Origin of the sequence: Brevibacillus sp. JNUCC-41 (assembly GCF_014844095.1) — a bacterium.
Taxonomy (GTDB): Bacteria; Bacillota; Bacilli; order Bacillales; family DSM-1321; genus Peribacillus; species Peribacillus aracenensis.
Genome location: NZ_CP062163.1, coordinates 1818909 through 1832849, shown reverse-complemented (window position 1 = coordinate 1832849; position 13941 = coordinate 1818909). Strand labels below are relative to the sequence as shown.

Genomic DNA, 13941 nt, shown 5'->3' with positions numbered 1-13941 from the left:
TGACGATTATATGTTAAATTCATTACATTGAGTAGTTCGGTGCTTCTTTGGTAATTTGGACATCATGAGGATGGCTCTCTCTTAACCCGGCACCGGTCATTTTGACAAATTGAGAGTTTTCCCTCAACTCTTCCAATGTGGCTGTACCGCAATATCCCATACCTGAGCGAATGCCGCCAATCAGTTGGAAAATGGTATCTGAAAGAGGTCCTTTATATGGAAGGCGCCCTTCGATGCCTTCCGGTACGAATTTCTTGTTATCTTCTTGGAAGTAACGATCTTTAGATCCCTTTTCCATTGCAGCAACAGAGCCCATACCCCGATACACTTTAAAACGGCGGCCTTGGAAAATTTCCGTCTCGCCTGGGCTTTCAGTTACACCTGCAAGCATGCTGCCAAGCATTACTGCATGTCCGCCTGCAGCCAAGGCTTTAACGATATCACCAGAGTATTTAATTCCACCATCAGCGATGATCGTTTTACCATGTTTTCTTGCTTCTGTCGCACAATCGAAAACTGCCGTAATTTGTGGAACACCTACACCAGCAACAACCCTTGTCGTACAGATTGACCCTGGTCCGATTCCAACTTTGACTACATCGGCACCCGCTTCAATCAGTGCTTTAGTCCCTTCAGCCGTTGCCACATTACCGGCAATGATCGTCAATTCAGGATATGTCCCGCGGATTTCCTTCACCATTTCAAGAACGCCTTCTGAATGACCGTGAGCAGTATCAAGTACAATTGCATCGACATGGGACTTAACTAGCATTTCAACACGCTTCATTGTATCCTTAGTCACTCCGACTGCAGCACCTGCAAGTAATCTTCCTTGCTTATCTTTCGCCGAATTCGGGAACTCAATGACTTTCTCGATATCCTTGATCGTAATAAGTCCTTTAAGGACTCCATTATCGTCAACAAGGGGAAGCTTTTCAATCTTGTACTTTTGAAGAATCTTCTCTGCTTGTTCCAAGTTAGTTCCCACTGGCGCTGTGACCAGATTCTCTACAGTCATGACACTGGAAATCTTCAAGGAAAAATCGGAAATAAATCGCAAATCACGGTTTGTAATGATACCCACAAGTTTTTGGTCCTCTATATTGTTGACTACAGGAACACCCGAAATGCGATATTTACCCATTAAATGCTCTGCATCAAATACCTGGTGATCCGGCGTTAAGAAAAATGGATCGGTAATTACACCGCTTTCTGAACGTTTTACTTTATCCACCAGTTCAGCTTGTGCTTCAATAGACATATTTTTATGAATGATACCTAATCCGCCTTGACGAGCCATGGCAATTGCCATTTCAGCTTCTGTCACGGTATCCATTCCTGCACTGATGATAGGAAGGTTGAGCTTTAAGTTTTCAGCTAAGTTGACTTGAAGGTTAACATCTTTCGGTAAAACCTCTGATTTCGCTGGAATTAATAGGACATCATCAAAGGTTAAACCTTCTTTTGCAAATTTATTTTCCCACATTATTTTCCCCTCCTGCTTAAAAATATTATTTGTAGGTTATCAATAGGACATACTACTGTCAAGAAGAGAAATAAAAGTTTGATTATTCTATTAATTCGGAGGATCGCTGCAATGCCTGAAAACAATGATAATTTCGATAAATATACACCTTTTTTTTCCGCATCTTCCTCACAACTTTTTTTACAAAAATGTTACACGCATGAAAAAATAGCAGAAGCGGAAATAAAAAGTTATGATAATTGTTATCCATTTATTTACCATCTTGAACATGCTAAAACATATTATAATCAGGCTGCCATTGCACCACTTTCCATACAACCGATCCTAACATTTTATGGATTCGCCCAATTGTTAAAGGCTTGTCTGCTCACGATCGATCCCAACTATCCGGAATCAACCTCGATGCTTGCCCATGGGGTCACTACGAGAAAGAAGAAAAAACAACAATATGAATTTTTAAAGGACGAAGTTAAAACGCAAAAGAACGGACTATTCACTTGCATTGCCGAGAAGTTATTTCATATCAAGCATTTGGAGGGTGAAAAATTTTCCATGGGAACGCTGATGAAGGAAATACCGGAAATGCAAAATTTTACATGGTCCATTTCCAAGAAAAATTTCGTCACCATGTTACCCTCTTCGAATGGTTTTCAACTACCCTCAACGACATTGGATAGCTATCAAATGTCCAGCAGTCGAATGGAAGAATTTTTGAAAGCTAAAACGAATCAAGTTTACAGTATCTCAGAAGCGCATGGGACACTGCATTTAAAAACTGATGGCATTCCTATTCATAATGCTTCTTCCCCAATACGGTATAATTTGGCGGAAAGACAGTTTATGCTATCACTCAATAAAGATTCGTCAGCTTTTTCATTACCTGAACTTTTGATCCATTATTTGATTTCTTATAACCTTAGCATAATAGCTCGTTATGAAACAGAATGGTGGGCAGAACTGATGAAAACCATGCCCAATGATGATTACCCTTGCATTGTGCAATTCCTTAAAATAAGCCAAGCTAAGGTGCCATTTTTAATATTTGAATGGATTAAGTCGGAGAGGTTCCACTTTTGATCCTTCCAACATCCAATTGGCCGATTGATCTGCCCCGAATGACGAAAAAAGACCAGCTGGATGGCTGATCTTTGAAATGGCTTGGCGGCGTCCTACTCTCACAGGGGGAAACCCCCAACTACCATCGGCGCTGAAGAGCTTAACTGCCGTGTTCGGAATGGGAACGGGTGTGACCTCTTCGCTATCGCCACCAAACATAAAAGGAACGTTGTTCCTTCAAAACTAGATAATAAGAAGGTATTTCATTTTTTAAAAAGCGTTGGTTAAGTCCTCGATCTATTAGTATCAGTCAGCTCCACATGTCGCCACGCTTCCACCTCTGACCTATCAACCTGATCATCTTTCAGGGATCTTACTAGCTTGCGCCATGGGAAATCTCATCTTGAGGGGGGCTTCATGCTTAGATGCTTTCAGCACTTATCCCGTCCGCACGTAGCTACCCAGCTATGCCTTTGGCAAGACAACTGGTACACCAGCGGTGCGTCCATCCCGGTCCTCTCGTACTAAGGACAGCTCCTCTCAAATTTCCTGCGCCCGCGACGGATAGGGACCGAACTGTCTCACGACGTTCTGAACCCAGCTCGCGTACCGCTTTAATGGGCGAACAGCCCAACCCTTGGGACCGACTACAGCCCCAGGATGCGATGAGCCGACATCGAGGTGCCAAACCTCCCCGTCGATGTGGACTCTTGGGGGAGATAAGCCTGTTATCCCCGGGGTAGCTTTTATCCGTTGAGCGATGGCCCTTCCATGCGGAACCACCGGATCACTAAGCCCGACTTTCGTCCCTGCTCGACTTGTAGGTCTCGCAGTCAAGCTCCCTTGTGCCTTTACACTCTACGAATGATTTCCAACCATTCTGAGGGAACCTTTGGGCGCCTCCGTTACTCTTTAGGAGGCGACCGCCCCAGTCAAACTGCCCACCTGACACTGTCTCCCACCCCGATAAGGGGCGCGGGTTAGAATTTCAATACAGCCAGGGTAGTATCCCACCAACGCCTCCACCGAAGCTAGCGCTCCGGCTTCTCAGGCTCCTACCTATCCTGTACAAGCTGTACCAAAATTCAATATCAGGCTGCAGTAAAGCTCCACGGGGTCTTTCCGTCCTGTCGCGGGTAACCTGCATCTTCACAGGTACTATAATTTCACCGAGTCTCTCGTTGAGACAGTGCCCAGATCGTTACACCTTTCGTGCGGGTCGGAACTTACCCGACAAGGAATTTCGCTACCTTAGGACCGTTATAGTTACGGCCGCCGTTTACTGGGGCTTCGGTTCAAAGCTTCGCTTGCGCTAACCTCTCCCCTTAACCTTCCAGCACCGGGCAGGTGTCAGCCCCTATACTTCGCCTTGCGGCTTCGCAGAGACCTGTGTTTTTGCTAAACAGTCGCCTGGGCCTATTCACTGCGGCTTTTCTGGGCTATTCACCCTAAAAAGCACCCCTTCTCCCGAAGTTACGGGGTCATTTTGCCGAGTTCCTTAACGAGAGTTCTCTCGCACACCTTAGGATTCTCTCCTCGCCTACCTGTGTCGGTTTGCGGTACGGGCACCTTACATCTCACTAGAGGCTTTTCTTGGCAGCGTGGAATCAGGAACTTCGGTACTATATTTCCCTCGCCATCACAGCTCCGCCTTAATGGAAACGGGATTTGCCTCGTTTCCGGCCTAACTGCTTGGACGCGCATATCCAACAGCGCGCTTACCCTATCCTTCTGCGTCCCCCCATCGTTCAAACGATGTATAGGTGGTACAGGAATATCAACCTGTTGTCCATCGCCTACGCCTTTCGGCCTCGGCTTAGGTCCCGACTAACCCTGAGCGGACGAGCCTTCCTCAGGAAACCTTAGGCATTCGGTGGAAGGGATTCTCACCCTTCTTTCGCTACTCATACCGGCATTCTCACTTCTAAGCGCTCCACCAGTCCTTCCGGTCTGACTTCAACGCCCTTAGAACGCTCTCCTACCACTGACACCCAATGGTGTCAATCCACAGCTTCGGTGATACGTTTAGCCCCGGTACATTTTCGGCGCGGAGTCACTCGACCAGTGAGCTATTACGCACTCTTTAAATGGTGGCTGCTTCTAAGCCAACATCCTGGTTGTCTAAGCAACTCCACATCCTTTTCCACTTAACGTATACTTTGGGACCTTAGCTGGTGGTCTGGGCTGTTTCCCTTTCGACTACGGATCTTATCACTCGCAGTCTGACTCCCAAGAATAAGTATTTGGCATTCGGAGTTTGACTGAATTCGGTAACCCGTTGGGGGCCCCTAGTCCAATCAGTGCTCTACCTCCAATACTCTCATCTTGAGGCTAGCCCTAAAGCTATTTCGGAGAGAACCAGCTATCTCCAGGTTCGATTGGAATTTCTCCGCTACCCACACCTCATCCCCGCACTTTTCAACGTGCGTGGGTTCGGGCCTCCATTCAGTGTTACCTGAACTTCACCCTGGACATGGGTAGATCACCTGGTTTCGGGTCTACGACCTCATACTCATTCGCCCTATTCAGACTCGCTTTCGCTGCGGCTCCGTCTTATCAACTTAACCTCGCATGAAATCGTAACTCGCCGGTTCATTCTACAAAAGGCACGCCATTACCCATTAACGGGCTTTGACTACTTGTAGGCACACGGTTTCAGGATCTATTTCACTCCCCTTCCGGGGTGCTTTTCACCTTTCCCTCACGGTACTGGTTCACTATCGGTCACTAGGGAGTATTTAGCCTTGGGAGATGGTCCTCCCTGCTTCCGACGGGATTTCTCGTGTCCCGCCGTACTCAGGATCCACTCAGGAGGGAACGAAGTTTCAACTACAGGGTTTTTACCTTCTTCGACGGACCTTTCCAGGTCGCTTCATTTACCCCGTTCCTTTGTAACTCCATGTTGAGTGTCCTACAACCCCAAGAGGCAAGCCTCTTGGTTTGGGCTAATTCCGTTTCGCTCGCCGCTACTCAGGAAATCGCGTTTGCTTTCTCTTCCTCCGGGTACTTAGATGTTTCAGTTCCCCGGGTCTGCCTTCAGTACCCTATGTATTCAGGTAAAGATACTGTTCCATTACGAACAGTGGGTTTCCCCATTCGGAAATCTCCGGATCAAAGCTTACTTACAGCTCCCCGAAGCATATCGGTGTTAGTCCCGTCCTTCATCGGCTCCTAGTGCCAAGGCATCCACCGTGCGCCCTTTCTAACTTAACCGTTAAAAAAGATCTTACAGATGCTTTGAAAAAAATTAATTGCCTTCTATCTATTATCTAGTTTTCAAGGAACAAGCTGTCCCAATCACAACGTGATTGTTTCATTGGTGGAGCCTAGCGGGATCGAACCGCTGACCTCCTGCGTGCAAGGCAGGCGCTCTCCCAGCTGAGCTAAGGCCCCGTTTGGGAAAATGGAATGGTGGGCCTAAATGGACTCGAACCATCGACCTCACGCTTATCAGGCGTGCGCTCTAACCAGCTGAGCTATAGGCCCATTCACATAAATAATAAGCTTCTGCTTCCCAAGCTTATCGCGGGATTGCTATTTAATTGAATGAATCACTCATTCAAAACTGAACAAAACAAAAGCGCTCTCGTAATTATCCTTAGAAAGGAGGTGATCCAGCCGCACCTTCCGATACGGCTACCTTGTTACGACTTCACCCCAATCATCTGTCCCACCTTAGGCGGCTGGCTCCATGAAGGTTACCTCACCGACTTCGGGTGTTACAAACTCTCGTGGTGTGACGGGCGGTGTGTACAAGGCCCGGGAACGTATTCACCGCGGCATGCTGATCCGCGATTACTAGCGATTCCGGCTTCATGCAGGCGAGTTGCAGCCTGCAATCCGAACTGAGAATAGCTTTATGGGATTCGCTTACCTTCGCAGGTTTGCAGCCCTTTGTACCATCCATTGTAGCACGTGTGTAGCCCAGGTCATAAGGGGCATGATGATTTGACGTCATCCCCACCTTCCTCCGGTTTGTCACCGGCAGTCACCTTAGAGTGCCCAACTGAATGCTGGCAACTAAGATCAAGGGTTGCGCTCGTTGCGGGACTTAACCCAACATCTCACGACACGAGCTGACGACAACCATGCACCACCTGTCACTCTGTCCCCCGAAGGGGAAAGCCCTATCTCTAGGGTTGTCAGAGGATGTCAAGACCTGGTAAGGTTCTTCGCGTTGCTTCGAATTAAACCACATGCTCCACCGCTTGTGCGGGCCCCCGTCAATTCCTTTGAGTTTCAGCCTTGCGGCCGTACTCCCCAGGCGGAGTGCTTAATGCGTTAGCTGCAGCACTAAAGGGCGGAAACCCTCTAACACTTAGCACTCATCGTTTACGGCGTGGACTACCAGGGTATCTAATCCTGTTTGCTCCCCACGCTTTCGCGCCTCAGTGTCAGTTACAGACCAGAAAGTCGCCTTCGCCACTGGTGTTCCTCCAAATCTCTACGCATTTCACCGCTACACTTGGAATTCCACTTTCCTCTTCTGCACTCAAGTCCCCCAGTTTCCAATGACCCTCCACGGTTGAGCCGTGGGCTTTCACATCAGACTTAAGGAACCACCTGCGCGCGCTTTACGCCCAATAATTCCGGACAACGCTTGCCACCTACGTATTACCGCGGCTGCTGGCACGTAGTTAGCCGTGGCTTTCTGGTTAGGTACCGTCAAGGTACCAGCAGTTACTCTGGTACTTGTTCTTCCCTAACAACAGAACTTTACGACCCGAAGGCCTTCTTCGTTCACGCGGCGTTGCTCCGTCAGACTTTCGTCCATTGCGGAAGATTCCCTACTGCTGCCTCCCGTAGGAGTCTGGGCCGTGTCTCAGTCCCAGTGTGGCCGATCACCCTCTCAGGTCGGCTACGCATCGTCGCCTTGGTGAGCCATTACCTCACCAACTAGCTAATGCGCCGCGGGCCCATCTATAAGTGACAGCGTAAACCGTCTTTCCATCTTCTCTCATGCGAGAAAAGAACGTATCCGGTATTAGCTCCGGTTTCCCGAAGTTATCCCAGTCTTATAGGCAGGTTGCCCACGTGTTACTCACCCGTCCGCCGCTAATCTCAGGGAGCAAGCTCCCGTCGATTCGCTCGACTTGCATGTATTAGGCACGCCGCCAGCGTTCGTCCTGAGCCAGGATCAAACTCTCCGAAGAAATGTTTGACTTGCTCATTTGCTTTTTTAATAGTGTGTGCTCACTTAAAATTTAACGTTGGCGCTTTGTTTTGTTCAGTTTTCAAAGAGCGATTTATTGTCGTTCGTTTGGAAACGACTTTAATAATATATCAACTATATTATTTTTTGTCAACAACTTTATTCTTTCGCTGTCGACTTAGTTATTATATCTAGTATCAGGAATAAAAGCAATAGTTATTTTAAAATAAAAAAATATACATGAATTCATAGATTTCAAATACTATGGCTGCACTCCTGATCAAGCTGAAAAAGCTTACTTTTATTAATAGTAAACTTTTTCTTTAAACATTATAATATTTCTTCTATATGTAATTCCCGATTAATCCCTAAATTGATAATTTGCTCACTATCCATCACCTTTATGACCGGTCTTGTCTCCGAGCCTGCATCAATAAAAATGATTTCAGCAATGAATCCATTGTTCAGTTTGACCCTGCTTCCTATGAAAAAGTTAGCGAAGCTTGATAACAAGGTTTTAACTACCCCAATATCAAATTTACCAAAGTCATCATGTAAGATCATTTCTAATACCTTAAACGGAGACTGTTTCTTTCTATAAGTCCTCTCGGAAGTCATGGCGTGAAATACATCTGCAACCGCAATCATTTTTGAGAATAAGTTCATGGGTTTTGTTTTCAACCTTTTGGGATAACCCGTTCCATCTAATCTTCCATGATGCTCCAGAACGGCAATCTTCACACTATCCTTAATGATGGAACTATCTTTAATCATCTTGTAGCTGAAAATAGGATGAGAATGTATCTCCTCATAATCAGATGCTGTCAGGCTTGCCGTTTTATTTAATAACCTTGGTGGCAGCTTTGCCATCCCGCAATCAGCCAGACACCCGCCAATTGCAGCTTGGTAGACATCAGCCCTATTGCATTTCATTTTATATGCGATATATCCTCCTATTAATCCAATGGAAATAGCATGATGATATACATAGTCTTCTTTATTGCAATAGTGGTGCAGCTTCAAAATGTTTCCTGGTTCCTCTAAAGCCTTATCCATAAGGGGAATCATGATTAAACGAATCATGGCCACCTCGACTTTACTGCCAGCTTGCCAATTTTTAAATAATCGTTTATATGTTTGTACTGACTTAAGATAAAAATCCGTAAAACCCGATGACTCTTCCGTTTCATCCCATTCTGGATCCATTACTTCTTTCGGCAGAAATCTCTTTCCATCAATCAAAGTCTTTTCAACGCTTACCTCTGTTATTAGAAAGGCTTGCAAAGCTTCGATTAATTGCCGGGTCAATATTGTTTTTTCATACATTATGGGTCTGTTCGAAAGGCCTCTAATCTCTTTTGACAGGATGCAGCCTTCGATTAAATAGCGAGTTTTCACTAGCAAAACGTTTCACCTCGGTAATATTGGTGAGTATCATTCTACTTGAAAAACCTGGTAGAAACTATCTTTTTTATGATTAAATACCTAAATAAATTCAATTTATTAGCATTTTCATTTTGAATCCTCTTAATATGATAAGTCTTTTTACTCAAATCCGAACACTCATAAGATCAGTTTGAAGTTCATCTAACACAAAAAAAGACCCAGCTTAATTGCCTGGATCTTTTTTGTGAAAAGATTATTCTTCCGTATCTTTTTCAGTTTTTTCATTTTCTTCACTTACAGCAGGTTCAGAATCAGAATCTGGAGTCGTGACCGTTTCTATTTCCATGTCTTTTTCTTCTTCTTCTTCTTCTCTTCCTACTATGGCTACCGTCGAAACATATTCATTATCAGCGGATTCGAGTCGGATGAGCTTAACACCCTGAGTATTACGGCCCGTTTTAGAAATGCCTTCGACTTCCATTCGGATCAATACACCAGCTGCTGTAATAAGCATCAAATCTTCATCTACACCCGTAACTGTTTTCACGGCTATAAGTTCACCATTCTTCTCAGTGACATTACATGTTTTTATTCCTTTTCCTCCACGGCTTTGAATACGGTATTCTTCCGCTGAGGTCCGTTTTCCATAACCGTTTTTCGTAACGATCAGGACTTCTTCATCATCTTCAAGAATTTCCATTCCGACAACTTCATCATTCGTCCCTAAGGAAATCCCTTTCACTCCCGCTGCAGTACGCCCCATTGTCCGTACATCCGTCTCTGGGAAACGGATCATCATCCCGGACTTCGTTCCAATTATGATCTGTTTCTCTCCATTCGTAAGTCGGACAGAAATCAATTCATCATCTTCACGTAAACCTAGGGCAATTAAACCGTTATTACGGATATTTGCAAAAGACGACAAAGGTGTACGCTTTGATATCCCATGTCTGGTCGTGAAGAATAAATACCAATCGTCCGCAAATTCCTTCACGGGTATGATTGCATTGACCCACTCACCTTTATCGACTTCCAACAGGTTGATAAGCGGCAATCCTTTTGCCGTCCTGCCATATTCAGGTATTTCATATCCTTTGGAACGATAGACTTTACCTTTGTTGGTGAAGAATAATAGAGTGTCATGAGTCGATGTGGTTAACAAGTGACCGACAAAGTCATCTGTATTCGTTCCCATACCCTGTATCCCGCGCCCTCCGCGTTTTTGACTGCGGTATGTGGTTGCAGGCAAGCGTTTAATATAACCGTTATGCGTAAGTGTCACGATTATATTTTCCTCTGGGATTAAATCTTCATCTTCCAGGCTTTCAAAGCCGGCTAATGTGATTTCAGTTCTCCGTTTATCATCAAAACGTTCTTTAATTTCAAGAAGCTCTTCACGGATAATTTCAAGAACCTTTTCCTCATCAGCAAGAATCGCTTTATATTCTGCAATTATAGCCATTAATGCCTGATATTCATCTTCAATTTTTTCACGTTCCAGACCTGTCAAGCGTTGTAAACGCATATCCAGGATAGCTTGCGCCTGTTTTTCGGAAAGTGAGAATTGTGTCATTAAGCCTTCACGGGCAATGTCCGTCGTTTGGGAACTGCGGATCAGCGTAATGACTGCGTCCAAATTATCAAGTGCAATGCGCAAACCTTCTAAAATATGGGCACGAGCTTCCGCTTTCCGTAAATCAAATTCAGTCCTGCGCCGTATGACTACCTGCTGATGCTCCAAGTAGTAGCGCAGGCATTGTTTTAAATTCAGGACTTTAGGCTGACCGTCCACCAAAGCGAGCAGATTGATTCCGAAGGTGGTCTGCATCGCGGTATGCTTATACAGGTTGTTTAAAAGGACATTTGCATTAACATCCTTTCGAAGCTCCATGACAATGCGCATGCCATTGCGATCCGATTCATCCCGTAAGTCGGTAATTCCTTCAATTTTCTTATCTCGAGCAAGTTCGGCAATTTTTTCAATCAATCTTGCTTTATTCACTTGATAAGGGATTTCCTTAACAAGGATTACTTGTTTACCATTGGGTTTCTCTTCAATCTCGACTTTCGCACGTTGAATGATTGACCCTTTTCCGGTTTCATAGGCCTTTCTGATTCCACTTCTCCCTAAAATCAAACCGGCTGTCGGAAAGTCCGGACCAGGGATATACTCCATCAACTCAGGAATTGTAATTTCAGGATTCTTGCTTAATGCCAGTACGCCGTCAATTACTTCACCTAATTGATGTGGTGGAATATTGGTTGCCATCCCTACCGCTATTCCTGATGAACCATTCACTAACAAGTTCGGAAAACGGGCAGGCATAACTGCTGGTTCTCTTTCTGAACCATCGTAGTTATCCTGGAAATTGACCGTATCTTTATTTAAATCCCGGAGTAGCTCCATCGAGATTTTTGACATTCTCGCTTCTGTGTACCTCATTGCGGCAGCTTGGTCACCATCGACTGAACCGAAATTCCCATGACCATCTACAAGCATATAGCGATAGTTAAAAGGTTGAGCCATCCGTACCATCGTTTCATATACAGCCGAATCACCATGCGGGTGATACTTACCGATTACTTCCCCGACAATACGGGCTGATTTCTTAAATGGTTTATCCGAAGTCATTCCAAGATCGTTCATTGCATAAAGGATTCTTCGGTGTACCGGTTTCAAACCGTCCCTTACATCAGGCAAAGCCCGCGACACGATAACGCTCATCGCATAATCCAAAAACGATGTCCGCATCTCGGTACTTATATTTATTTCTTTAACACCTGATCTTTCATTTTCTGACATGGAGCCAACCTCCTATTAAAAGCTTATACTCTCATCTAAAATTTAACTGTTCGTGCACTATTTAAAGAACAGGATGTAAAAAGCATCCTGTCAAAAATCAGATATCAAGATTTTTTACATAAATTGCATTTTCTTCAATGAAGTTACGTCGCGGTTCCACCTTATCGCCCATCAACATCTCGAAAGTTTCATCTGCCTCGGCAGCATCTTTCAAACTGACTTGAAGCAGTGTTCTCGTTTCAGGGTTCATGGTCGTTTCCCACAATTGCTCTGGGTTCATTTCCCCCAGCCCTTTATAACGCTGCAGGTTAGGCTTAGGAGTACTTGGCAAACTCGCCATGATTTCATCAAGCTCGCGGTCATTATAAGCATAATCCACTTTTTTCCCTTGCTGGATCTTGAAAAGTGGTGGCTGAGCAATATATATATATCCATACTCGATAATTTTCCGCATATACCGGTAGAAGAATGTCAACATCAGTGTTCTGATATGGGCACCATCCACATCCGCATCGGTCATGATGACAATTTTATGGTATCTAGCTTTTTCAATATTGAATTCATCACCAATTCCCGTTCCGAGTGCTGTGATGATCGTCCCTATTTCTTCATTATGCAGGATTCTGTCCAATCGCGCCTTTTCAACATTCAGGATTTTACCCCTTAGCGGCAAAATGGCTTGGAAATGGCGGTCCCGTCCTTGTTTAGCCGAGCCTCCCGCCGAGTTTCCTTCAACGATGTACAATTCACTGATACCCGGGTCCTTAGATGAACAATCTGCCAATTTACCCGGTAGATTGGATACTTCCAAAGCACTTTTCCTCCGGGTCAATTCACGAGCTTTCTTCGCTGCCAAACGGGCTCTCGCTGCCATTTGCCCTTTATCTACAATTTTCCGGGCCACTGCAGGATTCTCATATAAGAAGGCATCAAGCCTTTCCGAAAGAATGGAATCAGTAACCGTTCTTACTTCAGAGTTTCCGAGTTTGGTTTTCGTCTGACCTTCAAATTGTGGATCAGGATGCTTAATCGAAATGATTGCCGTTAAACCTTCACGGACATCCTCACCAGAGAAATTGGAATCCGCTTCTTTTAAGAGACCATTTTTCCGTGCATAATCATTGATGACACGGGTCAAGGCAGTCTTGAATCCGGACTCATGCGTACCACCTTCATAGGTGTGGATATTATTGGCGAAAGAAAAGACATTACTGATATAGCTGTCGTTATATTGGAGAGCCAATTCAACAGAAATTCCATCTTTTTCGCCTTCCATGAAAATCGGTTCCTCATGCAATACCTCTTTAGAACGGTTCAAATGCTCAACATAAGATTTGATGCCGCCCTCATAGTGGAAATCTCTGATTTTCACTTCTTCCCCACGTTTATCTTCAATGATCAGCTTCAAGCCTTTATTCAGGAATGCAAGCTCACGGATTCGTGTGGCTAATGTATCGAAATCATATTCCAGGGTTTCGGTGAAGATTTCACCATCCGGAACGAAGTGTACAGTCGTGCCGGTATGATCGGTTTCCCCGATAATTTTCAAATCTTCTTTAGGGATACCGCGGTTAAATTGCTGGTAATGGATTTTACCTTCACGATGAACATAAACTTCCAATACTGTGGATAGGGCATTAACTACTGAAGCCCCAACACCATGCAAACCACCGGAGACCTTGTAGCCCCCGCCGCCAAATTTACCGCCCGCATGAAGGACCGTCATGATTACTTCAACTGCTGGCCGTCCCATTTTTTCATGGATACCGACTGGAATTCCCCGACCATTATCGACAACGGTTATACTATTGTCTTCTTCGATCGTCACTTTGATTTCCGTACAGAAACCAGCTAGTGCCTCATCAATACTATTATCGACAATTTCCCAAACAAGATGGTGAAGTCCTTTTGCAGAGGTAGAGCCGATATACATCCCCGGACGTTTACGAACTGCTTCTAAGCCTTCTAAAACCTGTATCTGATTCTCATCGTATGCCTGAGCTTGTACTTCTTTTTGTTCCATTGTCATTCGTATCACCTACACTTTTCTTTTGGCAT

5 protein-coding genes, 2 tRNA genes and 3 rRNA genes are annotated in these 13941 nt (G+C 44.9%); 1 reads left to right on the top strand and 9 read right to left on the bottom strand.

Features of this window, described 5'->3' with window-relative positions:
- Window positions 1-22: 22 nt before the first annotated feature.
- Window positions 23-1486 carry an IMP dehydrogenase gene (guaB, locus tag JNUCC41_RS09035; RefSeq protein WP_063236531.1) on the bottom strand — a complete coding sequence of 488 codons (1464 nt, stop codon included), beginning with the start codon at window positions 1484-1486 and terminating at the stop codon, window positions 23-25.
- A gap of 111 nt (window positions 1487-1597) precedes the next feature.
- On the opposite strand from guaB, the gene JNUCC41_RS09030 reads away from it, so the two are divergent.
- Window positions 1598-2563 (top strand): YaaC family protein, encoded by a 966-nt coding sequence (locus JNUCC41_RS09030; RefSeq protein ID WP_192207382.1) that lies wholly within the window; start codon window positions 1598-1600, stop codon window positions 2561-2563.
- Between the two features lie 79 nt (window positions 2564-2642).
- Here JNUCC41_RS09030 and rrf read toward each other — a convergent pair.
- From rrf to gyrB, 8 genes are all read right to left on the bottom strand, one after another.
- Window positions 2643-2758 (bottom strand): 5S ribosomal RNA (rrf, locus tag JNUCC41_RS09025).
- 64 nt (window positions 2759-2822) lie between these two features.
- A 23S ribosomal RNA gene (locus JNUCC41_RS09020) occupies window positions 2823-5755 on the bottom strand.
- A 104-nt stretch (window positions 5756-5859) separates the two neighbouring features.
- A tRNA-Ala gene (locus tag JNUCC41_RS09015) sits at window positions 5860-5935 on the bottom strand.
- Between the two features lie 16 nt (window positions 5936-5951).
- Window positions 5952-6028, bottom strand: a tRNA-Ile gene (locus JNUCC41_RS09010).
- A gap of 116 nt (window positions 6029-6144) precedes the next feature.
- Window positions 6145-7695 (bottom strand): 16S ribosomal RNA (locus JNUCC41_RS09005).
- Together the 16S, 23S and 5S rRNA genes with 2 tRNA genes alongside form the textbook arrangement of a ribosomal RNA operon.
- Window positions 7696-8024: 329 nt before the next feature.
- Window positions 8025-9092: an HD-GYP domain-containing protein gene (locus tag JNUCC41_RS09000; RefSeq protein WP_228467643.1), complete on the bottom strand. Its 1068-nt coding sequence runs from the start codon at window positions 9090-9092 to the stop codon at window positions 8025-8027.
- Window positions 9093-9333: 241 nt separating this feature from the next.
- On the bottom strand, window positions 9334-11883 hold the full coding sequence (gene gyrA, locus JNUCC41_RS08995; protein ID WP_192207381.1) for a DNA gyrase subunit A: 2550 nt from the start codon (window positions 11881-11883) through the stop codon (window positions 9334-9336).
- A 97-nt stretch (window positions 11884-11980) separates the two neighbouring features.
- The gene (gene gyrB, locus JNUCC41_RS08990) at window positions 11981-13906 is read right to left on the bottom strand and encodes a DNA topoisomerase (ATP-hydrolyzing) subunit B (RefSeq protein WP_192208108.1); all 1926 of its coding nucleotides are present in this window, start codon (window positions 13904-13906) and stop codon (window positions 11981-11983) included.
- Window positions 13907-13941 lie beyond the last annotated feature (35 nt).